The organism is Binatus sp. (SeqCode) (assembly GCF_050013435.1).
Lineage (GTDB): Bacteria > Desulfobacterota > Binatia > Binatales > Binataceae > Binatus.
The window spans coordinates 1-24,062 of record NZ_JBEKFG010000060.1; the positions used below are offsets into that span (position 1 = coordinate 1).

27 protein-coding genes and 1 pseudogene are annotated in these 24,062 nt (G+C 62.4%); 15 read left to right on the forward strand and 13 right to left on the reverse strand.

What is annotated here, in order from left to right:
- Positions 1-289, forward strand: a pseudogene (locus ABSB13_RS12255) (L,D-transpeptidase family protein); the annotation flags it as partial.
- On the opposite strand, the gene ABSB13_RS12260 reads toward ABSB13_RS12255, so the two are convergent.
- On the reverse strand, positions 286-1,959 hold the full coding sequence (locus tag ABSB13_RS12260) for an ArnT family glycosyltransferase (protein ID WP_428108809.1): 1,674 nt from the start codon (positions 1,957-1,959) through the stop codon (positions 286-288). The pseudogene ABSB13_RS12255 and the gene ABSB13_RS12260 overlap by 4 nt on opposite strands.
- A gap of 94 nt (positions 1,960-2,053) precedes the next feature.
- On the opposite strand from ABSB13_RS12260, the gene ABSB13_RS12265 reads away from it, so the two are divergent.
- The 3 genes from ABSB13_RS12265 (at position 2,054) to ABSB13_RS12275 (ending at position 4,561) form a co-directional block, all read left to right on the forward strand.
- Positions 2,054-3,235: a DegT/DnrJ/EryC1/StrS family aminotransferase gene (locus ABSB13_RS12265; protein ID WP_428108812.1), complete on the forward strand. Its 1,182-nt coding sequence runs from the start codon at positions 2,054-2,056 to the stop codon at positions 3,233-3,235.
- A 15-nt stretch (positions 3,236-3,250) separates the two neighbouring features.
- The gene (locus tag ABSB13_RS12270; protein WP_428108814.1) at positions 3,251-4,192 is read left to right on the forward strand and encodes a UDP-glucuronic acid decarboxylase family protein; all 942 of its coding nucleotides are present in this window, start codon (positions 3,251-3,253) and stop codon (positions 4,190-4,192) included.
- 90 nt (positions 4,193-4,282) lie between these two features.
- Entirely contained in the window at positions 4,283-4,561 is a 279-nt protein-coding gene (locus tag ABSB13_RS12275; RefSeq protein ID WP_428108817.1) for a hypothetical protein, read from the forward strand.
- Positions 4,562-4,577: 16 nt separating this feature from the next.
- On the opposite strand, the gene ABSB13_RS12280 is transcribed toward ABSB13_RS12275, so the two are convergent.
- Entirely contained in the window at positions 4,578-5,720 is a 1,143-nt protein-coding gene (locus ABSB13_RS12280; protein WP_428108819.1) for an acyl-CoA dehydrogenase family protein, read from the reverse strand.
- A 181-nt stretch (positions 5,721-5,901) separates the two neighbouring features.
- Between ABSB13_RS12280 and ABSB13_RS12285 the strand changes: the two genes are divergently transcribed.
- The 4 genes from ABSB13_RS12285 (at position 5,902) to ABSB13_RS12300 (ending at position 9,657) form a co-directional block, all read left to right on the forward strand.
- Positions 5,902-6,201 carry a putative quinol monooxygenase gene (locus ABSB13_RS12285; RefSeq protein WP_428108822.1) on the forward strand — a complete coding sequence of 100 codons (300 nt, stop codon included), beginning with the start codon at positions 5,902-5,904 and terminating at the stop codon, positions 6,199-6,201.
- A gap of 76 nt (positions 6,202-6,277) precedes the next feature.
- On the forward strand, positions 6,278-7,537 hold the full coding sequence (locus tag ABSB13_RS12290; RefSeq protein WP_428108824.1) for a DegT/DnrJ/EryC1/StrS family aminotransferase: 1,260 nt from the start codon (positions 6,278-6,280) through the stop codon (positions 7,535-7,537).
- Between the two features lie 2 nt (positions 7,538-7,539).
- Positions 7,540-8,904 carry a neutral/alkaline non-lysosomal ceramidase N-terminal domain-containing protein gene (locus ABSB13_RS12295; protein WP_428108827.1) on the forward strand — a complete coding sequence of 455 codons (1,365 nt, stop codon included), beginning with the start codon at positions 7,540-7,542 and terminating at the stop codon, positions 8,902-8,904.
- 3 nt (positions 8,905-8,907) lie between these two features.
- Positions 8,908-9,657 carry a rhodanese-like domain-containing protein gene (locus ABSB13_RS12300; RefSeq protein ID WP_428108829.1) on the forward strand — a complete coding sequence of 250 codons (750 nt, stop codon included), beginning with the start codon at positions 8,908-8,910 and terminating at the stop codon, positions 9,655-9,657.
- 25 nt (positions 9,658-9,682) lie between these two features.
- Here ABSB13_RS12300 and ABSB13_RS12305 read toward each other — a convergent pair whose 3' ends face one another.
- Positions 9,683-10,174, reverse strand: coding sequence for a GNAT family N-acetyltransferase (locus ABSB13_RS12305; RefSeq protein WP_428108832.1), 492 nt, complete (start codon positions 10,172-10,174; stop codon positions 9,683-9,685).
- A 16-nt stretch (positions 10,175-10,190) separates the two neighbouring features.
- Positions 10,191-10,424 (reverse strand): ferredoxin, encoded by a 234-nt coding sequence (locus ABSB13_RS12310; RefSeq protein ID WP_428108835.1) that lies wholly within the window; start codon positions 10,422-10,424, stop codon positions 10,191-10,193.
- A gap of 139 nt (positions 10,425-10,563) precedes the next feature.
- Between ABSB13_RS12310 and acpS the strand changes: the two genes are divergently transcribed.
- Positions 10,564-10,956: a holo-ACP synthase gene (acpS, locus tag ABSB13_RS12315; RefSeq protein WP_428108837.1), complete on the forward strand. Its 393-nt coding sequence runs from the start codon at positions 10,564-10,566 to the stop codon at positions 10,954-10,956.
- A 30-nt stretch (positions 10,957-10,986) separates the two neighbouring features.
- Here the strand turns inward: acpS and ABSB13_RS12320 are convergent, their stop codons facing one another.
- The gene (locus ABSB13_RS12320; RefSeq protein ID WP_428108839.1) at positions 10,987-11,271 is read right to left on the reverse strand and encodes a type II toxin-antitoxin system RelE/ParE family toxin; all 285 of its coding nucleotides are present in this window, start codon (positions 11,269-11,271) and stop codon (positions 10,987-10,989) included.
- Positions 11,243-11,428, reverse strand: a complete 186-nt coding sequence (locus tag ABSB13_RS12325) for a CopG family ribbon-helix-helix protein (RefSeq protein WP_428108842.1) — start codon at positions 11,426-11,428, stop codon at positions 11,243-11,245. The genes ABSB13_RS12320 and ABSB13_RS12325 overlap by 29 nt, the downstream gene beginning before the upstream one ends.
- A gap of 3 nt (positions 11,429-11,431) precedes the next feature.
- On the opposite strand from ABSB13_RS12325, the gene ABSB13_RS12330 reads away from it, so the two are divergent.
- Entirely contained in the window at positions 11,432-11,623 is a 192-nt protein-coding gene (locus tag ABSB13_RS12330; protein ID WP_428108845.1) for a hypothetical protein, read from the forward strand.
- Between the two features lie 3 nt (positions 11,624-11,626).
- Here the strand turns inward: ABSB13_RS12330 and ABSB13_RS12335 are convergent, their stop codons facing one another.
- Genes ABSB13_RS12335 through ABSB13_RS12355 form a run of 5 tightly spaced genes read right to left on the reverse strand, consistent with a single transcriptional unit; the run spans position 11,627 to position 17,002 of the window.
- Positions 11,627-12,391 carry a hypothetical protein gene (locus tag ABSB13_RS12335; RefSeq protein ID WP_428108847.1) on the reverse strand — a complete coding sequence of 255 codons (765 nt, stop codon included), beginning with the start codon at positions 12,389-12,391 and terminating at the stop codon, positions 11,627-11,629.
- Between the two features lie 33 nt (positions 12,392-12,424).
- A complete protein-coding gene (locus ABSB13_RS12340; protein ID WP_428108849.1) occupies positions 12,425-13,837 on the reverse strand; it encodes a DUF4340 domain-containing protein in 1,413 nt (470 codons plus the stop codon).
- Positions 13,838-13,864: 27 nt separating this feature from the next.
- Complete coding sequence (locus ABSB13_RS12345; protein WP_428108851.1) at positions 13,865-15,427, reverse strand: GldG family protein; 1,563 nt, start codon at positions 15,425-15,427, stop codon at positions 13,865-13,867.
- A gap of 15 nt (positions 15,428-15,442) precedes the next feature.
- The gene (locus tag ABSB13_RS12350) at positions 15,443-16,216 is read right to left on the reverse strand and encodes an ABC transporter permease subunit (RefSeq protein ID WP_428108853.1); all 774 of its coding nucleotides are present in this window, start codon (positions 16,214-16,216) and stop codon (positions 15,443-15,445) included.
- An 18-nt stretch (positions 16,217-16,234) separates the two neighbouring features.
- On the reverse strand, positions 16,235-17,002 hold the full coding sequence (locus tag ABSB13_RS12355; protein ID WP_428108856.1) for an ABC transporter ATP-binding protein: 768 nt from the start codon (positions 17,000-17,002) through the stop codon (positions 16,235-16,237).
- Between the two features lie 215 nt (positions 17,003-17,217).
- On the opposite strand from ABSB13_RS12355, the gene polA reads away from it, so the two are divergent.
- Genes polA through ABSB13_RS12375 form a run of 4 tightly spaced genes read left to right on the forward strand, consistent with a single transcriptional unit; the run spans position 17,218 to position 21,562 of the window.
- Complete coding sequence (gene polA, locus ABSB13_RS12360; RefSeq protein ID WP_428108859.1) at positions 17,218-19,824, forward strand: DNA polymerase I; 2,607 nt, start codon at positions 17,218-17,220, stop codon at positions 19,822-19,824.
- A 42-nt stretch (positions 19,825-19,866) separates the two neighbouring features.
- The gene (locus ABSB13_RS12365) at positions 19,867-20,445 is read left to right on the forward strand and encodes an RNA polymerase sigma factor (protein WP_428108862.1); all 579 of its coding nucleotides are present in this window, start codon (positions 19,867-19,869) and stop codon (positions 20,443-20,445) included.
- 7 nt (positions 20,446-20,452) lie between these two features.
- Positions 20,453-21,037: an anti-sigma factor family protein gene (locus ABSB13_RS12370; protein WP_428108864.1), complete on the forward strand. Its 585-nt coding sequence runs from the start codon at positions 20,453-20,455 to the stop codon at positions 21,035-21,037.
- Between the two features lie 6 nt (positions 21,038-21,043).
- On the forward strand, positions 21,044-21,562 hold the full coding sequence (locus tag ABSB13_RS12375) for a hypothetical protein (RefSeq protein WP_428108867.1): 519 nt from the start codon (positions 21,044-21,046) through the stop codon (positions 21,560-21,562).
- A 54-nt stretch (positions 21,563-21,616) separates the two neighbouring features.
- Here ABSB13_RS12375 and ABSB13_RS12380 read toward each other — a convergent pair whose 3' ends face one another.
- Together ABSB13_RS12380 and ABSB13_RS12385 are read right to left on the reverse strand one after the other, a co-directional pair.
- Positions 21,617-22,273: an NUDIX hydrolase N-terminal domain-containing protein gene (locus ABSB13_RS12380; RefSeq protein ID WP_428108869.1), complete on the reverse strand. Its 657-nt coding sequence runs from the start codon at positions 22,271-22,273 to the stop codon at positions 21,617-21,619.
- 8 nt (positions 22,274-22,281) lie between these two features.
- Positions 22,282-23,343, reverse strand: a complete 1,062-nt coding sequence (locus ABSB13_RS12385; RefSeq protein ID WP_428108871.1) for a phosphotransferase family protein — start codon at positions 23,341-23,343, stop codon at positions 22,282-22,284.
- Between the two features lie 130 nt (positions 23,344-23,473).
- On the opposite strand from ABSB13_RS12385, the gene ABSB13_RS12390 reads away from it, so the two are divergent.
- Positions 23,474-24,062 (forward strand): UbiA family prenyltransferase (locus ABSB13_RS12390; protein WP_428108874.1); only part of this gene is annotated, 589 nt, incomplete at its 3' end.

Genomic DNA, 24,062 nt, shown 5'->3' on the forward strand with positions numbered 1-24,062 from the left:
GTATCCCGAGGACATCGAGCGCCTCTTCAACAAGGTGAAAATCGGCACGCCCGGGATGTTCGTCTATCAGCCCGTGAAGTTTGGATGGCGCGGCGACTCGCTGTACGTCGAGGTCCACGACGATCTCTACGGCCGTTACGCCGGGCTGTGGGCATACGCGCAGAAGGAAGCCGACCGGCTGGGAATTTCCGACCAGGTCGATATGCAGAAGCTCGAAAAAGCGGTCGAACAGAAAACCGGCGTCCCAACCTACGTGATGCCGGGACCTGCCCCCGGCAGCCGCAGCTAGTTGCGCTGCGGCGGCGCGGCGGCAGGCGGCGCGCTCGGCGGAATGATTCCGTTGCCGGCCGCAGTGCGCTGTTTCACCAGGTAAAAGTAGCGATGGCCCAGGCCGAACAGTCCCGGCCATTTCAGGCGCCGCACGACGTCCATGCCGGCGATAGGCTCGCTGGCAATCGTGTATTCAGCCGCCTTATCCGACGTGATCATCGGGATTCCAGCTTCGAGCTTCATCGATTCAATCCCATGCTTGGGATAACGATAGAGGTCTTCGCCATTGAGCGCGTAGCCGGCATCGATCGCTGAGCGCGGAACTCCCTCGCGTTCCAGTTCATTGCGCGTTGCGAGGATTACCTCCATCCCACGTTGATACGCATACGTCCCGCCGAGCGACAACAGGCCCATCGCGAGCGTCATCGCCAATCCTGCCGCCTTGACCATCCTGCTTCGAGGCAGCGGTGCAAGCGCGAGCACGATTGCGCCGGCCGGGACCATCACCAGGTAGTAGCGGTCGTTGTAAAACCACAGCGGGATAGTCGCCGCCCAATAGATTATCGCCGCTATCACCATCGCGGCAGCCGCCCGCGGAAGAGTTCCGAAGATTTCGGCTAACACCGCGATAAATCCGGCCACGCCAAAACTTGCCAGTGCCAGAAACGCATATTGCCAGTCGCCATCCCATGAAAAACGATTCGAACCCCCGTGCAATATAAGCACGTTGCGCCACCCGCCGAAGCAACTGCACTCCGGCGTCACGGGCAACCGATCATCCACCCACATGAGGATCAGCGCGGCGGCGAAAATTCCCGCGCCGCCAATCGCCACCCGGCGCCACCGCGGGGTCGTCAACTGCAGAATCGCAAGCGGAGACAGCACCATGCCCAGGTAAAGCGCCGGACCGAGCACGCCCGCGCGAATGTAGCTCGCCAGCGGCACGCGGAAAATATAGGCGAAGTGCTTTTCGTCAAGCTGCAGGGCCCAGGGCTTCGGACCCAGCACCGTCAGCCAGATCCACAGGAACCCGCAGACCGCCAGCGCCACGCCGAACGGCGCCATCATCTTGAGCCATCGCGCGCGATCCCAACGACGCGCTCCCTGCCGCCGGGTGTCGTAAAGCAGCATCGCGCCCACGGACCCGGCTATCGCAATCGCACCGAACGGCCGAATCATGAAGGCGATCACCGCCAGCGCCGCCGCTATCCACAGCCACAAAATCTCGCGCGGTTCTTCGGCCTTGGCGAACGCCAGATGCGCCGCGACCAGCATCGTCAGGAACGGAACCTCGGTCATGAACGAAAAACTCAGGAAGGTGAAACAGGGGTTGCAGATCAGCAGGCCCGTCGCCGCCAGCGCTTGCCATCGCGACGCGCCGCATTTGATCGCGAGCGCATGGAACATCACTCCGCACAGCACCGCCAGCGCGACTACCGAGATTTCCAGCGACGCCGAGTTGGCGCCGAACGCGCGCGACCAGGCCACGCCGTAGATCACCTGCGCTATCGGCATCGCCTGCGTGAAGCCGGCAAACCTGATCTCGCCGGTGCGCAGAAAACGGCGCACGGCCGAGCCGTACAGCCAGCTATCCACCACCGGCGCGTCGGCGAGCGGATGCAATATCGCCAGCGCGAACACGTACCATCCAACCACTGCCGCCGCCGCGGCCCATCCTGCGCGCCTCATCGAGTTCCGCCTTGCTCCGCTTTTGACCTATCCCTTATACTCCAAAACTGACACAACCAACGGGATTGCGCCGATTTCAACCGAATCACACACCATGCGACAAGTAGCATTTCATCGTCCGTCGATCGGACCCGACGAGGAGCGCGAGGTTCTCGACACGCTGCGCTCCGGATGGATCACCACCGGACCCAAGGCCAAGCGCTTCGAGCATGAATTTGCCAGCTACGTCGGCGCGAAACACGCGCTCGCCGTTTCGCATTGCACCGGCGCGCTTCATCTTTCGCTATGGGCCCTCGGCATCGGTCCTGGCGACGAAGTTATCACCACGCCGTTTACCTTCACCGCGACCGCCGAGATTCTCGGCTACCTCGGCGCGCGGCCGGTGTTCGTTGACGTCGATCCGGGCACCTTCAACATCAACCCGGCCCGCATCGAGGAGGCGCTCGAGAGCGGCGCCAACAAACGCGTCCGCGCGATCCTGCCGGTGCACTTCGCCGGGCAGGCTTGCGACATGGATCGGATCCTCAAAATCGCGCGCAACTACAATTTGAAAGTTGTCGAGGATGCCGCGCACGCGGCCGGCTCCGCGCGCTACATGGACGGACGCGGGATGGCGAAGGTCGGCACTATCGGCGACCTCACCTGTTTCAGTTTCTACGCGACCAAGAATTTCACCACCGCCGAGGGCGGTATGATCACGACCACCGACGACGCGCTGGCTGAAAAAATCGCGGTCGCCAGCCTGCACGGGATGAACAAGGACGCGTGGAAGCGCTACGACAAGAGCGGCTCGTGGTACTACGAAATCCACGACATGGGCTTCAAGTACAACCTGTCCGACGTGCACGCCGCCATCGGCTTGGCCCAGATCAAGCGCGCGGACGACTTCATGCGCCGCCGCGGTGAGATCGCGCGGGCCTACAACGAGGCGTTTCGCGCCGACGACGCGCTGCAGATTGCCTACTCCGAGCCGGGGATCGAGCACGCCTGGCATCTCTACGTGCTGCGCATCCGGCCCGAGCGCCTCAAGCTCGGCCGCAATCAGTTCGTCGAGATACTGCGCGAGCGCGGTGTGGGATGCTCCGTGCACTGCATCCCGCTGCACACGATGCACTACTATCAGCGCAACTACGGCTACCACAACGGCGATTTTCCGGTCGCCGAAGGCATCTTCAGCCGCTGCCTGTCGCTTCCCATCTACGCCTCGATGACCGACGAAGACGTCGCCTACGTAATCGAAACCGTTCTCGCCATCGCCCGCGAAAACCGCCGCTGACCCGGGAGAACAACTGTGCGAGCACTGGTAACCGGCGGCGCGGGATTTCTCGGCTCCCATCTATGCGAGCGCTTGCTCAAGGACGGCCACGAGGTCATCTGCCTCGACAACTTCTTCAGCGGCAAGCGCGCCAACATCATGCACCTGCTCGGCAACCGGAATTTCGAATTCATCCGCCACGACGTCGTCGAGCCAATCCTGCTCGAGGTCGATCGCATCTACAGCCTCGCCTGCCCTGCGTCGCCCGTGCACTACCAGTACAACCCGGTCAAAACCATCAAGACCAGCGTGATGGGCACCATCAACATGCTCGGCCTGGCCAAGCGCGTGCACGCACGCATCCTGCTCAGCTCCACCAGCGAGGTTTACGGCGACCCCGAGGAGCATCCGCAAACCGAGTCGTACTGGGGCCACGTCAACCCGATCGGGGTGCGCTCCTGCTACGACGAGGGCAAGCGCGTCGCCGAATGCCTCATGATGGACTATCACCGGCAGAACAACGTCGACACCCGCATCGTGCGGATCTTCAACACTTACGGCCCGCGGATGGCGATCAACGACGGCCGCGTGGTTTCCAACTTCTGCGTGGCCGCGCTGCGCGGCGAGGATCTCGAGATTTACGGCGACGGCGCTTCGACCCGCTCGTTCGCCTACGTTGACGACATCATCGACGCGCTCGTGCGCATGATGAATCAGGAGACTCACATCGGCCCGGTTAATGTCGGCAACCCCGACGAGTTCACAATCGCGGAACTGGCCGAACTCGCCATCGAACTCTCAGCCAGCTCCTCGAAAGTGACTCTCAAGCCGCCCCGTGCCGACGATCCCGTCCGTCGCAAACCAAACATCGAGCTCGCGAAAAAGGTCCTCGGCTGGCAGCCGCATACCGCACTGCGGCCCGGGCTGGAAAAGACCATCCATCACTTCCGCGAAGTCCTGGGCCTCCCGCGCAAATAGCGTTAGCGGCGCGCGCCACGCCGCTTGCGATTCCTGCAATCCGGCGACAAGATGTTATTCAGTCCCGTCCACGCGAATCAGCGCTGCGCCATGAATACAAGGATTTCGCGAGCCGCGTTCCCCCTGCTGTTGTCGATAGCCGTCGCCTCATGCTCCGCGGCGCCGCCGCCTGCTCCTCCTCCACCTGCACCCGTCGCGTATGTGGCGCCCTCCGATGAGCCGCCGCCTGACGAATGGAATCTATTTCCCGATCCGACGACGGGCCGCGTTGACGTGTACCACGAGGGTGAATACGTCGGCGCGGTCACCGGCAACGAGCCCGCCGACCAGGACCCGCCAATCCCGCATCCCGTCGCGCCCGCGAATTGACCCGCGCGCGCCGCGCTCACCCCTTGAGCAGGTTGCGCGCGATCACGACCCGCTGAATTTGCGACGTGCCCTCGTAGATCTGCAGCAGCTTCGCGTCGCGCATCAGCTTCTCGACCGGATAATCCTTCATGTAGCCGTAGCCGCCGAAAATCTGCACGGCGTCGGTCGTGATCTGCATCGTCGCGTCGGCGCTGAATGCCTTCGCGTAGGCCGAAATCGTGTTGGCGCCCTCGCCGCGATCGACCAGCCACGCCGCCTTGTACGTCAGCAGCCGCATCGCTTCGATTTGGATCGCCATGTCGGCCATCATGAACTGAATCGCCTGAAAGTTTGCGATCGGCTGCCCAAACGCGCTGCGTTGCTTCGAGTACTTGAGGCATTCGTCGAGCGCGCGCTGCGCAATTCCAATCGCGATCGCGCTAATCTCGGGCCGGCTGTGATCGAACGTCGCCATCGCGTACTTGAAACCCTCGCCCTCGCGTCCGACCAGCGCGCTGGCGGGTATTCGCACGTCCTCGAAAAAAATTTCGCCGGTGTCGGCTGCGCGTTGCCCGAGTTTCCCGTGCATCCGGTTGCGCGTGATTCCCGGCACGCTCGACGGAAACACGAAGCACGAGATGCCCTTGTGCTTGAGCCGCTTGTCCGAGGTCGCAAACGTGACGTACCAGTCCGCGCGCGATCCATTCGAGATGAAATGCTTGGTGCCGTTGAGGATGAACTCGTCGCCCTCGCGCCGGTACGTGGTGCTCATCGCGGCGACATCCGATCCCGCGCCCGGCTCGGTGATCGCGAACGCGCAGAACGTCAGCTTCTTCACCAACTGCCCCAGGTAGGTCCGTTTCTGCTCGTCGCTGCCCGCGATTAGAATCGGCAGCGTCGCGAGGTCGTTGGCTCCCACCGCGTTCGAGATACCCGAGCATCCGTAGTTCAGTTCCTCGACGATCAGGCACGTGTCGAGCACGCCGAGTCCCGGTCCGCCCAGCTCCTTGGGCACTCCAAAGTTCATCAGCCCCGCCGCGAACGCCTTCTCGCACACGTCCACCGGAAAAATTTCCTTGTCGTCGTATTCGCGCGCGCGCGGAATTATTTCCTGTTCGGCAAACTTGTGCGCCAGCTCTTTCAGTTCGCGCTGTTCGTCGGTCAAATCGAAACCAAGCATCTTATTATTCTCCACGATCCCCGCTGTGATCGATCATCGCATCGCCGCAATTGGCGTTTAACCGTTAACCGACCGCGCGCTGCGAGGAAAGAGCCGCCGCGCCGCGTGTCGATTCGCCTTGAAATTCTGCGCGCGTCCGAATACGACGGTAGTTGAATTCGATCTTTCAAGGAGACCCACGATGCCGATTACTGTGATTGCGAAACTCAAGGTGAAGCCCGGCAGCGAAGCCGCGTTCGAAGCCGCAGGAAAGGAAATGATCGCGCAGGTGAAAACCTCCGAGCCCGGCACCCTCGCCTACGTCCTGCACAAGAACACCAAGGACCCGGCCGAATTCACCTACTACGAGGTTTACCAGGATCAGGCCGCGCTCGATTCCCACGGCAAAACCGATCACATGCGGGCATTCGGCGGAAAAATCGGCGGCCTGCTCGCCGGACGTCCCGAGATTACGATCCTCGAAGAAGTCGCGCGAAAGTAGCGCCGCGGCCACCCGGCGTAAGCAAGCCAGGTGACGCTGCGGATATTTTGATACTTAAAGTAATCGTTTAAGTTCGATGCCTTCCACACTCGCAATCCTCGGCGGCCTGCCCCTTCGCACCCGCCCGTTCTCCACGTGGCCGGTCTTCGATGCCCGCGAGCGTGAGCAGCTCGACGACGTCCTCACCTCGTCGAACTGGGGCGGCTTCCCCAGCCCCAATCGCAAGGCCACCGAGTTCGCCGCCGCATTCGCCGCGTATCAGGGCGCTCGCTTCGCCATTCCGACCACTTCCGGCACCAGCGCGCTCGAAGTCGCACTCAAGGCGCTCGGCGTCGGCGCCGGCGATGAGGTCATCGTTCCCGCGATGACTTTCGCCGCGACCGCCTACGCTGCCGTCGCATGCATGGCGCGTCCGATCTTCGCCGACGTCAGCGCCGCCAACGCATGCATCGATCCGGACTGCGTCAAGCGGCTGATCACGCGCCGCACCAAGGCGATCATCCCCGTTCACTACGGCGCGTCGCTCGCCGATCTCGACGCGCTCGCGGAAATTTCGCGCGCGCATTCGATTCCGCTCGTCGAGGATTGCGCCCACGTCCCCGGTGCTCGATTCCGCGAGCGCGGCGTCGGCACGCATGGCGCTCTTGGATGCTTTAGTTTTCAATCCACCAAGCCGATGACCGCAGGCGAAGGCGGGATGATCACGACCGACGACCCCGACCTCGAGCAGCGATGCCAGTCGCTGATCAATTGCGGGCGTCGGCGCCCCGGCGACACTTTCGAGGGTCCGCTGATGGGCGCGAACTACCGGATGACGGAATGGCAATGCGGAATTCTGCTCGCGCAACTCGCGCGCCTTCCCGAGCAGATCGAGCGCAAGAGCCGCGCCGCCGCCCGCCTGCGCGAAGGGCTCGGCGCAATCAAGGGGATTAGCCCCATCGCGCGCGATCCACGCGTCACGCGCGAAGTCATCTACGCGTTCGTTTTTCTCGTCGATGAATCCGCACTCGGCATCTCGCGCAACCGATTCGTCCGCGCGATGCGCGCCGAGGGCATTCCATGCGGCGTCGGCAACGATCCCGTGTATCGATCCGCACTCTTCCCGCGCGAGTCGCCCGCCTATCTAAAAGCGTGCGAGCTCGCGGGCGCCGGAGCCGCGAGAATCACGATCGATTGCCCGGTCGCCGAGCGACTCTTCGAGCACGCGATGGCCGCGGTACCGCACGAATGCCTGCTCGGCGACGATCGCGACGTTGACGACATCATCGCCGCAGCCGCAAAAGTGGCTTCCAGAGCCGCTGAGCTCGCCGCAGCCAATCTCGATAAGCCGGGCTAGCTATGCGTTCCCTCTACGCCGGCGCCGCGCGAGTAAAACTCGATCCGCCCGTCGGTCTCGCGATGCTCGGCTACGGCAATCGCGTCGGCCGCAACGCTGGCGTGCACGATGACCTCGCCGCGCAGGCGCTCGTGCTCGATGACGGCGGCGCGAAAGTCGCAATCGCCGGCGTTGACGTTCTCGCGATCGGGATTCGCATTGCCGACGACATCCGCGAGCGCGTCGCCGCAAGCACCGGCATCCCCGCCGACTCCGTCCTGATTTGCGCCACGCACACCCATTCCGCACCTGCCTTCAACATCTTCGCGACTCCGCGCGCCGCGGCAATTCCCGCCGACGGCCGCGACCTCGAATGGGAGCGCGCGCTGCCCGCAAAGATCGCGTCCGCCATCGTTCAGGCGCACGAACGTCTCGAGCCCGCGCGGCTGCGCGCCGCTACCGCCCGATTTGCGCTCGGAATCAATCGCCGCCTGATGCGTCCGAACCGGCAAATTCAGCTTGCCGCCAACGGCGCCGGCCCGGCTGACGCCGAAGTCATGGCGCTGGGCGCGTACCGCCCGGACGGAAGTCCAATCGCGTTCCTCATGAACTATCCGTGCCACGGTGTCGTGCTTTGCGAGGACAACCTGCTCTACTCGCGCGATTGGCCCGGCTTCGCGATGGACGAAATCGAAAGTGCGGCCGCCCCCGGCGCGGGCCCGCGCCCAATATCGATTTTCCTCCAGGGCGCGACCGGCAACATCGATCCACGAAGCCGCGGCAATTTCGAAGTGGCCGGGCAGTACGGCCGCGCGATGGGTCGCGGCGCGTTCGACGCGCTCGAACATGCGCCCTCGATTGCCGCGTCGCCAGTCGCCACGCGCAGGATCGCGCTCAACCTCAAGCTCAAGGATTTCGGCGCCGACCTTGCCATCGCGCGCGATTGCGCCGCCCAGACGCAAGCCTCGCTCGACAACCATCGTGGCGGCGACGGCTATCAGTTGAAGCGCCTGCGCGACCATCATGCACAATCACTTTCGGCGCTGAGCGCTCTGGAAGCCCTCGAGGAGCAAAATCGGCGCGACCGCCGCGTTGACATGGCGCGCCGCGAGCTTGCCACCGCGATGACCATCGTCACCATCGGCGACCTCGCGATCGTCGGTATCCCAGGCGAACTCTTCGTCGAGCTCGGCCTCGCGATTAAGGCAACCCCGCACTTCGCGCAAACTTTTGTAGCCGGCTATTGCAACGACCTGATCGGATATATTCCCACCCGCGCCGCGTACGCCGAAGGCGGTTATGAAGTCGATACCGCGCGGATTGCCGCCGGCAGCGGCGAGACGATCGTCGATACCGCACGCGCTGCGCTCGCCGCGATGCGCGCGTAGCTGGTGCGCGAGATTCGGCATCGCGAGCTTGCCCGGATGCGCGCGGCCGGCGGCGTGCAAATCGTTGACGTGCTTCCATCGCACGAGTACGACGCCGCGCACATCCGCGGCGCCGTTCACGTTCCACTGCGCCGCATCATCCGCGACGCGCCCGCATCTTTGGACCGCACGCGTCCGGTCGTTGTCTATTGCCGCGACTGCTTGTGCGATCTCAGTGCGCGAGCTGGGGCGCAGCTCGCTTGGCTGGGTTTCACCGACGTCCGCCACTACTTCCGGGGCAAGGCCGATTGGATCGTCCGCGGATTGCCGATCGATCCGCCGGCGACGCTCTCAGAGCGGATACGCGCGCTCCCCTATTTCGTCAATAATCTCGCGCCCGGCCTGCGCTCCGGCTGGATTCGCTATTCGGACCGCGTGCGCGTCGGCGAGTTCATGCGCAACGACGAAAACCTCGTCCGCCTCGGTCCCGAAGATTCCGTCGGGCCGGCCTCGCCCGATTCGCCGACGCCGCGCGCCGTCGTGCTCACTCCCGACGCAGTCCTGCTCGGCGCGATCGAACACTCCGAGTCCGCGCCGCGCGCGCTCGCTGCGATGAATCCCGCGCCGCAAACGATTCGGCCCGACATGACGCCACGGCTCGCCGCTAAACTGCTGACCTCGAATCCGTACCTGATTGTGACGACCGCGATGGGCAAATACCTGGGCTGCTACGCACCGGCGCGAGCTCAGCAATCCCCCTCCCGTTTGTTCTGAATCGGGTGCAGGGGCGGGCGCCCGGCTATCTCTCGATCAGTCCATCGCCCGAAATATCCAGATGGTACGCGCGCTCGCGCGCGAGTTCCTCGGGCCGCGCGCGGTAATACTCGACTTGCGGCACGCCGGGGATCGCGGCGATAACGTCGGCAACGGCCACCGTCGTGAAACCGCGGCGCCGGAAGAACCCGCCAGCTTCAGTGCTGAACAGGTACAGATGACGCGCGCCGCGCGTGTGCGCGGCCTTGCGCGCCGCCGCGATCAACGCGCCGCCGATTCCGCGCCGGCGCATCGATTCATTCACGTACAGCGAACGTATCAGCGCCGCGTCGATCTTCGACTCGACGCCGATGACTCCGACCGCTTCGTCGCCGAGATATGCAAAGATGTAACACGCGGCGGGCCATTGGACTGCGTCCGTCATCATGCCGGCCCGCGCCAGCATCTCGCGCACCCGCGCGAGGTCACGCGTCTGCTCGATTACGAGTTCGCCTGCGGGATGCTTGCGCATGGCCATGGCGCGATCCTTGAGCCTACTTCTTCGGCGGCGGAAAAAGCTGCACGCCGGCGTCTTCGTCCACCACCGTGATCGCTTTGACCGGACACGAGCGCGCCGCCGAGATGATTATCGAGTCGCCGGCCCCGGTCGCGTTGACGACCTCGGACTTGCCGTCCGCGCCGAGTTGAAACACGGTGGGCGCCGTTTCCACGCAGTCGCCGCTGCCGATGCAACGGGTCTTGTTCACTGTGATCGAAAGCTTCGCCATCGATTCCTCCGCGTCGTGGATGAACAATAGAATCCGTACTCGGCGTGCCGCAAGTATTTCACCGGTTCACTGTTTCAATCGCCCGGCCGTTTGTGCGCGCAATTGAATCCGCCCCCGGCGCGGCTAATACTCACTGGCGATGGGACAAATCGCCGGCACTGGAATCGACGTTATCGAGGTCGAACGCATCGAGCGGGCTCTCACGCGGCCCGCGACGGGCGAGCGTTTTCGCGCCCGCGTCTTCACGGCTGGCGAGGTCCGGTACTGCGAGTCGCGCGGGCGTCCCCGCTACCAGAGCTACGCGGCGCGTTTCGCCGCCAAGGAAGCGACGATGAAGGCGCTCGGCACGGGATGGAACCGCAACGTCGGATGGAGCGAGATCGAAGTCGTGCGCGAGCGCGGCAAAGCGCCGACCATCGTCCTATCGGGCAAGGCTGCCGCGTTCGCGCAAACAAAACATATCGCGCGCTTTCATCTGAGCATCACGCACACCGCCGCCCAGGCCATCGCCCACGTCATCGCCGAAACCTGAGACGACCGCGCGAGTGCAGTCGTCGCGCTTTCAAAACCGTCGCGGCCATTTCATAGCACCGTGAAGAACGCGCAGCACCGTGACCGTGTCGCCCTGATGAAGGTATGCAACCACATAGGGGAGTCCGGCGATCACCAACTCGCGCGTGCCGTCAACGCGACCCGGTCGTCCGATGCCTGGATGCTCGGCGAGCATTCCGACATGCCGGATTATCTCGAGCACTGTTTCGATGGCCGCGCCGGGGTTGGCACGGCCGAGATATTGCTCGACTGAATCGAGATCGCGGCTAGCGGCGTGCGTCCACTTTAGCCGCACGCTTTCGCTCCCACCTCTTCACCACCGTCTCGTGTTCCACCAGCTGGCCGGCTTCGGCTTCCATAAGCGCCTGCTTCACCTCGGCAACGAACCATTCCTCGTAGTCGAGGTAGCGTTCGACCGCCTGATTTATCACCCATGCCCGTGAACGGCTCATAGCATGGGCAAGACCATCGACGCGTTTGAGCGTGCGGCCCTCCATGCGGACCGTGGTTGTCTTCTCAATGCCCATATTCAAAGAGAATACATCCGGATACTCCCGATCGGCAACCCCTGGTTAGCTCAAGGCGCGGATAACGGTCTTCTCGCCAGAAGGCCCATCACCATCGCCCACGTCATCGCCGAAACCTGACGCCTATGGTCCAAAGGTCAGCTCATAAGCGAAATATCCCTGGAGTTGATTCGGCCCACCGATAGCGGGACCAGCGGAGAGAACGATGTGTTGAGTGTCGCTAAGGTCCCAGATTAACCCGAGATTGAGGCCCGTTTCACTTGGACCGCCGACTACTTGCGTGGTGCCGTGAAAGATCTCCATGCCGGGCGTGAGGTTTGCCAGGACCTGGCGCTGTATGACCAACCCGCTGAACCACCAGTCGCGGTTGTGCGCGCCCGGATTGATCCAGTAGCCGCTTCCTCCATAAGCGGTCCACTTGCCCATGCTCTTCTGGAGCCATATCGGCAGAAACGCCTGCAGATGCCCGCTCCCAAGATTCCGAGCGTGAGAGCCGGTAGGCACTAGCATCTGCGGATACGTGGCGACCTGTGGAATCCAATCGCCCTCCTGAAGGAAGCGGTACTTGACGCCTATCTGGGTATCGCCGTAGCCGTAGCTGGTGGCGCCCTGGGTGGGCGCGTAGAGGGTCATTTGTGGGATCAGTTCGAGCTGAACATTCGGAAGCGCACCATAATCCACTTCCAAATGCGGCGCTGTGCTTGTCCAGGCACCCGGCTGCTTGGTGAATAGCGATCCGAGGTATATCTCCCAGTGCTGATATTCGACGGGTTCGGGGTCGTCGGTGATATATGGAGGTGCTGCGAATACAATCGCTGGAAAGCTCAGGATAAAGACCACCACCGCCAACCGGCGGATGGCCCCTGCGCCACGGAGACCAGCCTTCATCCTCCGAACCAGCGCGCGAAACCTGACGCGCGGCTACTTTGACGGCGCCGCCGCCGGCGACGGCTTGGCCATGTACAGCGGCGCAGGCTTGTTGAGTTGCGCGAAACTGAAATCGCTGAGCGAGAACACCGCCTTGCTCGCGCTTGAAGATGCGTAGTACTCCGTCCGCGGTCCTGCCCGTTCGCCGGGAATTGGCGGGGTCGTTGGCTTGACGCTGATCTTCGCGAGCTTGACCACGCCGAGTTCCTTGCCGTCCTTGCCGACGAGCGTGATTTCAGCCACGGGATTGTCCAGCCCGAACGGCTGAGCGCTCGGCATCGGATCGGCGACGATCGATTGGGCTTTCAGATCGCGCAACTGATTGAGCAAGCGCTCGATGACCGGGATATCGGCCTCGGTCGTCTTGCCGCCGGCTATCACGTTCCAGTCTGCGCCCGCGCGCTTGAGCGTGAAGTCGCCGTCGCTGTTTTTGACTTTGACCGTCGCAACCGCCACGGGATCGACCTCCACAATCGTGCGATCGCGAAAATCCAGCGCCGACTTGTCCAGGCTGCTCATCACATACCCGGCCACCGCGTAAACCGGCGCGCGCTCTCCGCGGCGCACGTAAATTCCGCTCTTCCCCTGCTCGCTCTGTTTGAAGCCGAACAGCATCGATTGCTGCTCGCCGTTCTTGAGCACCACCGTCGCGGTCAGATGCGGCTTTTCAAGCCCGTATTGCGTGACGTTACCCGGCGCATCGGCGATAAAGTCGGACGCCTTCGCGTTGACCAGCGTGCCCAGAGCAGTCCGGACCGCCATGTCGTCGGCCGCGTACGGCGCGGGCTTGACGATTTTCCAGTGGTCGCCGTCGCGATCGATTTCAATCGTCTGTCCGTTGTCCCGCGCGATAATCAGCTTGCGAACATCGTCGAGCTTGAATGCCATCAAGTCGCGCAGGCGCAAATCGTTGACCGTCTTGTTCATCCCGGCCGAGAACACCGCTTCGGTCAGCAGCACTGCCGGACTGTCGGCGAGCCGGACATAAGCGTTGAACCCGATCGGCGTCGATTTCCCGACTTCGATTGCGGGCAAGGTTTTGTTGTCGAAGGTCGTGACCGTGACGGTCGTGGTCGGCGGCTTAAGCCCGAATGGCACGAGGTCCGCCGGCTTCTCATCCACCGTGCGGACCACGGTGCAATCGGCAATTGCGCGCGCGAGGTTGTTGGCCTGCCCCTGCTCGGCTTCGGCTCCGATAGGCTTCACCAGCCGCCACAGTTTGTCCTTGCCGCGCTCGAGCACGATGTCCCGGTCAGAATAGCGCAGTTCAATTTTGGCGATATCGTCCTGCTTGACGTCGAGCAGCTTGCGCTGCGCCTCGGGCGAGGAATAACGGCCGACGATAAAGGCGTAGCCGCCGACAATCGCAAACAGGATCAGAACGATAATGGTGTTGCGCAGCCGCATCGGACTTGAGTCGGATTAGGGGGCGCCTCAGTTGCGCCGTTCCCACCACACAACGATCCCGGCGATCAGCAGCATCTCGGGCAGGAACAGCACCGCAAACGCAAACACTATGGAGAATTGCGCGGTAGTCAGGCGAAAGCGTGACGCGCGGATCGACCGCGGCCTGATCGAGATCGAATTTTCCTCGCCGGTCAGCCAGTCGGCGCTATTGATGAAAAAATCGCGGTTGAAGAACGTCGCCACGTATTGATTGTCGGCAAACTCGGTGCTGCCGAACACCACCATGCGCGCATCGCCCTTGCCCCAGCCAAGCTGCTCCAGGTTGCCGTCCACCGCCATCACCACCGTGATCGGTCCGCGCGTGTCCTTGGCTGTCAGTTCGGCCTTCTGCTGGCGGAACAGCGTGTCGAGATCGACCTCCGCCCACGACGTTTCGCTGGTCTTCGCGATTGGCGTTACGGTCAGTCCGTGTTTCAGATCGGGTTCGGCGCTAAGCGACCGGGACATCGCAAACACGGTGCGCTGCTTGAAATCCTTGGTAATCGGATGCTCGCCGTAGGTCTGCACGAGAGGATTGAGGCCGAGCGCGGGACCTTCGAACAGCCTCACCACCTGGTCCACCACGATATCGTTGCCGACCTTGACCCCCCAATCGCCCGCCAGCTTCACCATCGTCGTTTCGTCGATTGGATTGTCGGGGCGCTGCGGCCGGTACATCGCGATCATGCGCCCGCCATGCTTCATATAGTCATTGAGCGAATCGATCTCGTGCTGGCCGAGCGGCTTGATCGGTCCGGCGACTATGACCAGGTTGGCGTCGTCGGGCACCTTGGGCAATTGCGCGAGTTCGAGCTTGCGAACCTCGTAGCCCTCGCCTTCCAAATCTTTCTTGATTGCGCCGTAGCCCGACTGGGTCTCGGCATCGTCGGGATCCGCCTCGCCGTGCCCGTCGAGGAACTCGACCACCTTCTTGCTGCTCCTAGTCGCGCGGATGATCGCGTTGGTCAGCGCTTCCTCGTTGAGCTCGGTGACGTTGGTGCCCTCGCCGTTGTCGCCGCCGTACTGCATATGCGTGGTGCCCATCACCGAAACTTTGAAACGCTCGGCGAGCTCGGGATGCTTGTCGGGATCGACCAGCTCGTAAGTGAGCTTGGGCGAGTAGTACGCAAACGTCTCGTAGAGTTCGCGCGCGGTGGGATTCTCGCCGCCCTGAAAGAAGCCGTAGAGCTTGAGCGGCTTCTGCAAACCCTTCACCACGTTCACCGACTGGCTCGAAAGGCTGTAAACCTTCTCGGCCGTCAGGTCGAGCCGGGTATGATGGAGCGTCGAGATATAGTTAATCGCGACCAGCAGCCCGATGTAGGCAGCCGAGTAGATGACGGCATTGGCGCCGTAACGCGCCGAGCGTCCGGTGGTGATCGATGAAAGCTCGGAGCGGCTCGAAGTGATCCACAGGACTATCGCGAAGATGCCGCAGATCAGGTTGACCCACACGAACAGCCGAAAGCCGCTCGAGATGAAATAGTCCACCAGCCCGAATGAGAGCAAAACCAGGCCGAGAATTCCGTAAAGCGCCGCCGATCGCCGCATCCGCCCCTCGCTACCTTACCGCCAGCGCGCCGACTCGACCGAGCGTTGGGTCAAGAACAGCGCCACGAAGATGAGACTCAGAAAATAAACGATGTCGCGCGTATCGATGATGCCGGTGACCATCTGTGCAAAATGGTCCGGCAGCGAGAGATAGCGCACCAGGTCCACCAGCGGCCCCCCGCCTCCCTGCGTCGGCCACGATATGACGAACAGCAGCAGCAGCAGGCCGAAGCAACTGATCGCCGCGATGATCTGATTCTGGGTAAGCGAGCTGGTGAACAATCCTATCGAAACGAACGCAATCGACAGGAACGCCAGTCCGAGATAGCCCGCGAACATCACGCCGACCTCAGGATTGCCGAAGGCTACGAGGATCAGCGGAAACATCCCTGCCAGCCCTATCATGATCAGCATAAAAGCCGCCGCCGCGATGAACTTTCCTGCGACGATCTCGCCGGTCCGGATGGGTGCTGTCAACAAAAGTTCGTAGGTGCCGGTTCGCTTCTCCTCGGCAAAGCTTCGCATTGTGATCGCCGGCACCAGGATGACGAGCACGATCGCCAGATTGTGCAGCATCGGCTCGATTACCCGCTCGTTGAGATTCAAGCGCTGCAACACCTCGGGATTTTGCATCGCGGAGTAGGCGGTCAGCGTCACCTCGAAGTAGCGCAGCAGCGCGAAGAAAAAGAAGCCGCCCAGCAGCAGGAACACCGTCATCACGACGTAGGCAACCGGCTGCAGGAAATAGCCTGAGAGCTCCTTGCCGGCGATTGTAAGAGAATTTTTCATTCCAGCGGCACGGGTCGCTTAGGTATGCCCCGCTCCAACCTCCTCCAGCGTTTCCTCGGCGCTCGCGCCGTCTCCATGACGCTCCTTGGTGATAGCGTTCAGGAAAATATCTTCGAGCGAGGTCCCGGCCGGGAGCTGCTTCAAGTATTCCTCGAGCACTACCTGGCCGTCGGCGATGATCACGACCTTGTCGCAGATCTGCGAGACCTCGGGCAGGATGTGCGTCGAGAGCACCACCGTTCGGTTGCCCGAGAGATGGTGGATCAGATCGCGAATTTCGTGAATCTGGCGCGGATCGAGACCGATCGTCGGTTCGTCGAGGACCAGCACGGGCGGATCGTGAATCAAGGCCTGCGCCAGGCCAACGCGCTGGCGATAGCCCTTGGACAGCTGGCCGCAAATCCGATGCGACATGTCGGTCAGGCCACAAACTTCGAGCACGTGTTCGAGCGCCGGCTCGATCTTCGCGCGCGGGACACCGCGGAGTTTTGCGACAAACCTGAGATAGGCCTCGACCCGCATGTCGGGATACAGCGGCGGATTCTCGGGCAGGTATCCGATTTTGCGGCGCGCCTCGAGCGATTGCGAAAAAATATCGAGTCCGTCGATCAGCACGGTGCCCGCGGTCGCCGGCATATAGCCGGTGATGATGCGCATCGTGGTGGTCTTGCCGGCGCCGTTGGGGCCGAGAAAGCCGAGGATGGAACCGTTCTCGGCTTTGAACGATACGTCTCTTACCGCGACAAAGTTGCCGTAAGCTTTAGTTAGGTTTTTAACCTCAATCATTCAGCTCGTCCGATTCCAGAGCCGCCGGGACGCCGTGGCCGGTTCAGCTTCAATTGACGAAGCGGCCTGCCCGGCAATTCAATCAACAACGGAGCAACCGACTAATTAAACACACCACGCCAAAGTGTCAATACGGCGATCTGACATCGGGCAATATTTTCGATTGACATTCGCGGCGCTTTTGCTTTGAGAACCGTATCGGATAGTTTCGATTGATGGCCGCAGAACGCAAGCAACTCATTCTCGTCGACGGCTCCGGGTACATCTTCCGCGCTTTTTTCGCGCTGCCGCCGATGAATACGTCGCGCGGGCTGCCGACCCAGGCGGTGTACGGCTTCATCCGGATGATCCTGAAGCTGCTGAAGGACGTGCGCCCGTCGCATATCGCGATCGTATTCGACTCGCCGAAGAGAACTTTTCGCGACGATCTGTTCGCCGAGTACAAGGCCAACCGCGCCGAGGCGCCCAACGACCTCGTCGTGCAGATTCCCTACATCCATCGCGTGGTCGAGGCGTTTCGGATCAAGTCGCTGATGCTCGATGGATTCGAAGCCGACGACGTGATCGGCACGCTCGCCAAGCGCGCCGCGCACGAGCATTTCATCGTCACGATCATCACCGCGGACAAGGACTTCATGCAGCTGGTCGGCCCGAACGTCACGCTGTGGGACACGATGGCGACCCGCGAAAAGCGAATCGGAGTGCGCGAGGTCAAGGAGCGCTTCGGCGTCGAGCCGGCGGCGCTGGTCGATATCCAGGCGCTTACCGGCGATACGATCGACAACGTCAAAGGTGTGCCGGGGGTCGGCGAGGTAAAGGCCGTGGCGCTGGTCAAGAATTTTGGCAGTATAAAGGGAATCTACGAGAACCTGGACCGTATCGGTGAGGTTATTCACGGCGAGAAAACCGTCAAAGGAATTGCTGGCTGGCTCAGGGAGCATCGTGCCGAGATGGACCTCGCGTTGCGCCTGGTCCGCATCGACACCGACGTGCCGCTGAGCGTCGAGCCCGACGAATTCGCGTGGCGGGGCGTGGACGAGCACGCGGCTGCGGAACTGATGCGCGAGCTGGAGTTCCATTCGATCCTGCGCGAGATATCGCCGTCGCAGGTGGAGCTTCCCGGTCTGGAATCGGCCGCGAAGCCGGCCCCCGCCGTCGCCGGGAAGGATCTCGCCGACGCGCTCAAGACTCTTGGCCACGCGCCGCGCATCGCGTTTGACCTCGCCATCGCCGAGGCCGGTCAGGAGCGGTTGCAGCTCGCAAGCGCCGACCAGACAATCGTCGTCGAACATGACGGGATTGCGAGCGCCGCGCCAATTCTCGGCTCCGAGCGCCCGCCCAAATCGTGCCACGATCTGAAGACTCAAATCGGAGCGTTCGCCCGGCACGCAGTCGCGCTCAAAGGCGTCGATTTTGACACGATGCTGGCGGCCTTTCTGATCAATTCGGGACAGCCGGAGCCGCGGCTGGCCGATCTGTATCACGAGTACCTTGCTCCGCTAGGCGCCAGCGGCACGCCGGGCACGAATGCGGAGCTGGTGAGAAATCTTCGCGACGCGTTGGCGCCGCGGCTGGAAGCCGACGGGCTCAGTTCGCTGTTCGCCGACATCGAGATGCCGACCGCGCCGATTCTGGCGGCGATGGAAGCCGCGGGAATCGGCGTCGACGGCGACGCGCTCAAGATCATCTCGAAGGAATTTGCCGAGCAACTGAATCGGCTGGAGCGCGAGTGCTACGCGCTGGCCGGACGCGAGTTCAATCTCAACTCGCCGACGCAGCTGCGCGAGCTGCTGTTCAACGAGCTGAAACTTTCGGCCAAGGGCCTGAAAAAAACCAAGAGCGGATTTTCGACCGACGCCGATACGCTCGAGAAGCTCGCGGCGGTGCATCCCATGCCGCGCAAGCTGATCGAATACCGCACGATTTCGAAATTGAAGTCCACTTACGCCGACGCGCTGTCCGAGGTGATTCGCTCGGGCACCGGGCGAATCCACACCACTTGGCATCAGGCGCTGGTCGCGACCGGACGGGTCAGCTCGAGCGATCCGAATCTGCAAAACATCCCGACCCGCAGCGCCGAAGGCCGCCGGATTCGCCGGGCGTTCGTGCCGAAGCCGGGATGCGTCTTCGTGTCAGCCGACTATTCCCAGATAGATCTGCGCGTGCTGGCCCATCTGTCGGGCGACAAGACATTGGTGGACGCGTTCATCACCGGCGAGGACATCCACGTGCGGACCGCGACCGAGGTACTGGGAGTCACGCCGGACAAGGTCAATGCCGAAGCGCGGCGACTGGCCAAGGTGATAAACTTCGGGATCATTTACGGGATGGGGCCGCAACGGCTGGCGGGCGAGCTCGGAATTGCGTTGGCGGAGGCCTCGGACTACATCAAGCGATACTTCGAGCGGCTGCCGGGCGTGCGTGCGTGGCTGGATGAGACGGTTCGCAATGCGCGCACGACGGGCTACGTAACGACGATGTACGGGCGGCGCCGTTATCTGCCTGAGCTCAACGCCCAGCCGGGCGGGGCTCGGGCGCAGGCAGAGCGAATCGCCATTAACACACCGATCCAGGGCACGGCGGCAGACCTGATAAAACTCGCTATGATACGGCTGGATGGGGTGCTTCGAGAGCGCGGGCTGGGCACGCGGATGATTCTGCAGGTGCATGACGAATTGCTGCTGGAAGCGCCCCAAGACGAGTGGCGAGAGGCGGCCGAGATGGCAAAATGCGAAATGGAGGGGGTAGCCGAACTTAAAATTCCACTGAAGGTGGAGCTGAAATCCGGACCAAACTGGGCTGAGATGATCGGCGCGGCATGAGAAATCCGCTGAATTTAGTCGCCCGCACCTGCGTCTACTAAATTGAGAACACCAGGCCGCCACGACGGTGATGAAGCCGAGCTAATCGATCGCTCCCGCAAGGGCGATTCCGAGGCGTTTGGCGTTTTGGTGGAACGTTATCAGCGCCGGGTGGTCGGAGTGGCGCTGGCGGTAGTGCACAATCAGGATGACGCGATTGAACTGGCGCAAGAGACATTTATTCGCGCCTTCGAAAACCTTGCGAAATTCGAATCGCGGTCGAGCTTTTCAACCTGGCTGTATCGAATCGCGGCCAATCTCGCGATCGATTTCTGGCGCCGCGAGGGACGCCATGTGGTTCTTCATGGAGAAGACGCCGAAAACGAAATCGGCAAGATGCCGACCAGTCAGGGAGACTCATTCAAGGAAGTCAGCCGCAGTGAACTCTCAGCGCGCCTAAAGCAAGCGCTGGAGGAGTTGACGCCGGAACATCGTGCAGTGATACTTTTACGCGAAGTCGAAGGAATGTCGTACGACGAAATCAGCGACGTTTTGCAGTGTCCGAGAGGAACGGTCATGAGCAGGTTGCACTATGCTCGAACCCACCTGCGCAACATCTTGAAGGACGTGTCCGGAAGCTGAGCGCGATATGGCTGAATGCGGTGAAATAGGCATGATGCTCGGCGCGTTCGAGGACTCCGAACTCGAGCCCAACGAGATGCAGGAAGTCGCGTTTCATCTGGCGCGATGCGAATCCTGCGCCGCCGTCCTGGCCGATTACTCGACGCTCGGACGAGACCTCAGATCGATTGCGGCAGAGCCGTCGCTGGCCGGATTTTCGAGCGCGGTAATCGCTCGCGTCGATCGTCTGCCACAGCCCGTGCTGGCGAGACTCGCGCGTTTCTTGAGGCGCCAGGCGGATGCGGTAGGCTCGGGCTTCGCGTGGGGCGGCGCGGTAGCCGCGGTCGCCGTCGTGACGATAATTCTGATGACACCGTATGCCGAGCAGTTCGCCAATCGAGGGCCGCACTCGACGACTTCGATCGCCAACACCGGGCAAGAAGCCTCCGCGGGAGCAAATCAAGTGGCGCAAGCGGCGGCCAGCGAGCCGACAATGGCGGATAACGATTCTCACGCCGACATCTCGCGGCTCGAGTCGGAAAACCATTCGGTTGCAGTCTGGAGCGAGCCTCGCAGGGACACGACAGTCATTTGGTTACCGGATCAGCCTTAGGCCGCCATGACGCTGCGCCCCGGTAGCCTTAGCTTCCTTATTATCGCGATCACGGCCTTCGGGACGCCGGGTCTCACGTACGCTCAGGCGGGACCGAAGCAGGTGACCGTTTATATCGACTCGGTTATGGCCGCGGATACCAACGAGGGAACCGACCCGCGGCTGGCGCCGATGGGCAAGAAGCTGCAGGGCCTGTTCGGCTTTTCGACTTACAGCCTGATCGGTCACAACGAGGGGCAGACCGATTGCGGCAAGATGATCGCGTTCACGCTGCCGGGCGGCAAAATTCTCCACGTGCAGCCGCGCGCTATCGACGGCGACATGATCGCGATGGAGATCGTGCTGTTCGACGGAACTCGCCCGCTGATGACCACCGACCTGAAGCTCAAGAACAATGGGACGTTGATCATCGGCGGCCCGCGCTACGAGCAGGGGATGATGATCATCTCGATTGGCGCGAGCACCGGCGGATCGCATCCGATGCAGGCTCAAGTCGGCACCCCGGCCCAGGCAAATACCCGCTAGCAGGGCTGAGCCCTGCACCCAGTGTTAGGGCCGCGCTCCGTTGTCGCGCGCCCGTCAGAGCGGATCGAAATACGGCGCGATGCGGCCGCCTGAATGGAACTCGTGCGCGAGTCCAATCCACTTGCGATCGATTCCGTGCAAGGGCTCCGGCAGGCGGTCGAGCGGGAAGAAACCGGCGGCAATCGCCTCGAGCGGATTTGGTTTGAGCTCGCCACCGACGATTCGACAATAGAAAAGCATCGAGTAGATATGCCGGGCGGGTGAGCCGCACTTCCTGCTGTCGATTACGGCGATCAAGCGCTCGGGTTCGACGATAAGCCCGGTTTCCTCGCGCGCTTCTTTGGCCGCGTTCTCCGCGGGCGATACACCAACGTCGCAGAACCCGGTGGGATACCACCATTTGCCGGTCGGCCGCTGAATCAAAAGAATTTCGTCGCGCTCGTTGAATGCGATCACGCCGCATCCCGACGCCGCCGTGACGTATCCTTCGTAACCGGCGATCACCTGCTCGCGCCATCGCCGGCGCAATGCTTCGGCATCTTCGTCGTTCGCGCCGGCAAGGACCGCGTGCATTCGGGCGGCCTCTTTGAGCAATTCCTCGTAGCGTTCGGAGTCGAAGCCGTCGGGCTTGAACGCCAGTCCGGTCCGCGCGATCGCGGTTATGCGTTCTACGAAGCGCGCCAGTTCGGCGAGCAGATCAGAATCCGCCATTGGAATCGCTAGCCGCTCGACGCGGAGCCGCACACCGACCACGCGGCGTCGGCAAGCGCGGGTACCAGCTGCTTCATGCCGGCGAACAGAGGATCGTCGGCCTGTCCGAGCACGAATCGGGCGTAGCTGCCCTCCATGATGATCGCGAGCTTGAACAGCGCCAGCGCCTGATAGAAGGGAAAATCGCGCATCGCGCGCCCGGTGCGGCGCTCGTATCGATCGATCATCTCGCGCCGCGTCAGCCATCCTTCGGCGGCGTTCATGCTGGCGATCACGCCGCCCGCCGCGCGGTCGTTTGGGTCGGGCCAGTAGGTCAGCATCCAGCCGAAATCGGCCAGCGGATCGCCAATGGTGGACATCTCCCAATCGAGCACGGCGATCGCGCGGGCGCTGCCGGGGTCGAACATCACGTTGTCGAGCTTGTAATCTCCATGAACGATCGTGGGCGCCGGCGACTGTGGGATTCGCGCGCGGAGCCAATCCTTGACGTTTTCCATCACGGGCAGCGGGCGGGTGTGCACAATCGTGCGCTCGAGCTGATCGGTCCATCGCTTGAGCTGGCGTTCGAGATAGCCGTCAGGCCGTCCGAAACCCTCAAGACCGACCGCGCGCCAATCGACTTCCTGCAGCGCGACGAGCACATCGACCATCTGTTCGCTGACCCGGCGGCGAAGCTCGGGGGTTTGAGCGAAATGCCGGTTGTCCGCTCGCACTACCTCGCCGCGCATGTACTCCATCAGGTAAAACGGCGCGCCGAGATATGACGGGTCATCGCACGCAGCGTACACGCGCGGCACCGGCACGGCGGTGTTCTGGAGAGCCTTGAGCACGCGATATTCGCGCATCACGTCGTGCGCGGTCGGGAGCAGCGATCCACGCGGCGGACGGCGCAGCGCCCAGCAATGGACGTCGAAATGAATCAGATGGACCTCGTTGGAATGGCCGAACGAGATATTTTCGGAGCGAAGCGCGGCGGTGTCGCCGAGCTTGCGCTCATCGAGGAACCGCTTCAAGCCGGCGAGATCCACCGTGGCCGACGGTCCGGTTTTTTCCTGCGTTGAAGTACTCATCGAGCCGTACTGTTTTCGCAAACGCGGTTCGCGGTCAAGTGAAATTGACCTGGCTGTGCCGATTGGGCTGCCGCCGCCTCCGCTTTGGCGTCTTGCGACGGCAAAGCGCGGACCTGTACAAAGAAATGCAGTGAACGCAGCACCGAAGTTGAACGACAGCCAGCACACCGGGCAGTTGGCCGCGATGATCCGCCTGGCGCGGCCCCATCAATGGGTCAAGAATGCGCTGGTATTGGCGGCGTTGGTATTCGGCCAGCGTCTGTTCGTTTTTCACGATGTCGTGCTTGCGGTCATCGCAGTCGTCGCGTTCTGCGCGCTTTCGAGCGCCGGTTACGTTCTCAATGACATCGCCGACCGCGAGGCGGATCGGCTGAATCCCGAAAAATGCGACCGCCCGCTGGCGCGCGGCGATATCACGGTTGGCGCGGCAAGCAGGGCGGCCTTCTCGCTGGCAGCGATTGCGGCCGTGCTGAGCATCGTATTGGGCCCGGCGTTCGTGGGAATCGCACTGCTGTACGTCGCGCTCCAGTTTGGGTATTCGCTGTGGGCCAAGCATCAGGTGGTCATCGACGTGATCGCGGTTGCGATTGGCTTCGTGCTGCGCGCATTCGCCGGCGGCGTCGCAATCCACGTCGAGGTATCGCCGTGGCTGGTCTTCATCACGTTCGTGTTGGCGCTGTTCCTGGTGCTGGCGCGCAGACGCCACGAACTGATTGCGC

Coding starts and splice junctions, on each gene's coding strand:
- ABSB13_RS12345 (WP_428108851.1), bottom strand. CDS start 15,427: ATGCGGCGATCGGCGGCGCTTTACGGAATTCTCGGCCTGGTTTTGCTC.
- ABSB13_RS12340 (WP_428108849.1), bottom strand. CDS start 13,837: ATGCGGCTGCGCAACACCATTATCGTTCTGATCCTGTTTGCGATTGTC.
- ABSB13_RS12295 (WP_428108827.1), top strand. CDS start 7,540: ATGCGTTCCCTCTACGCCGGCGCCGCGCGAGTAAAACTCGATCCGCCC.
- acpS (WP_428108837.1), top strand. CDS start 10,564: ATGGGACAAATCGCCGGCACTGGAATCGACGTTATCGAGGTCGAACGC.
- ABSB13_RS12335 (WP_428108847.1), bottom strand. CDS start 12,391: ATGAAGGCTGGTCTCCGTGGCGCAGGGGCCATCCGCCGGTTGGCGGTG.
- ABSB13_RS12305 (WP_428108832.1), bottom strand. CDS start 10,174: ATGGCCATGCGCAAGCATCCCGCAGGCGAACTCGTAATCGAGCAGACG.
- ABSB13_RS12385 (WP_428108871.1), bottom strand. CDS start 23,343: ATGAGTACTTCAACGCAGGAAAAAACCGGACCGTCGGCCACGGTGGAT.
- ABSB13_RS12370 (WP_428108864.1), top strand. CDS start 20,453: ATGGCTGAATGCGGTGAAATAGGCATGATGCTCGGCGCGTTCGAGGAC.
- ABSB13_RS12325 (WP_428108842.1), bottom strand. CDS start 11,428: ATGAGCCGTTCACGGGCATGGGTGATAAATCAGGCGGTCGAACGCTAC.
- ABSB13_RS12330 (WP_428108845.1), top strand. CDS start 11,432: ATGGGCAAGACCATCGACGCGTTTGAGCGTGCGGCCCTCCATGCGGAC.
- ABSB13_RS12265 (WP_428108812.1), top strand. CDS start 2,054: ATGCGACAAGTAGCATTTCATCGTCCGTCGATCGGACCCGACGAGGAG.
- ABSB13_RS12355 (WP_428108856.1), bottom strand. CDS start 17,002: ATGATTGAGGTTAAAAACCTAACTAAAGCTTACGGCAACTTTGTCGCG.
- polA (WP_428108859.1), top strand. CDS start 17,218: ATGGCCGCAGAACGCAAGCAACTCATTCTCGTCGACGGCTCCGGGTAC.
- ABSB13_RS12350 (WP_428108853.1), bottom strand. CDS start 16,216: ATGAAAAATTCTCTTACAATCGCCGGCAAGGAGCTCTCAGGCTATTTC.
- ABSB13_RS12310 (WP_428108835.1), bottom strand. CDS start 10,424: ATGGCGAAGCTTTCGATCACAGTGAACAAGACCCGTTGCATCGGCAGC.
- ABSB13_RS12380 (WP_428108869.1), bottom strand. CDS start 22,273: ATGGCGGATTCTGATCTGCTCGCCGAACTGGCGCGCTTCGTAGAACGC.
- ABSB13_RS12285 (WP_428108822.1), top strand. CDS start 5,902: ATGCCGATTACTGTGATTGCGAAACTCAAGGTGAAGCCCGGCAGCGAA.
- ABSB13_RS12290 (WP_428108824.1), top strand. CDS start 6,278: ATGCCTTCCACACTCGCAATCCTCGGCGGCCTGCCCCTTCGCACCCGC.
- ABSB13_RS12375 (WP_428108867.1), top strand. CDS start 21,044: ATGACGCTGCGCCCCGGTAGCCTTAGCTTCCTTATTATCGCGATCACG.
- ABSB13_RS12260 (WP_428108809.1), bottom strand. CDS start 1,959: ATGAGGCGCGCAGGATGGGCCGCGGCGGCGGCAGTGGTTGGATGGTAC.
- ABSB13_RS12280 (WP_428108819.1), bottom strand. CDS start 5,720: ATGCTTGGTTTCGATTTGACCGACGAACAGCGCGAACTGAAAGAGCTG.
- ABSB13_RS12275 (WP_428108817.1), top strand. CDS start 4,283: ATGAATACAAGGATTTCGCGAGCCGCGTTCCCCCTGCTGTTGTCGATA.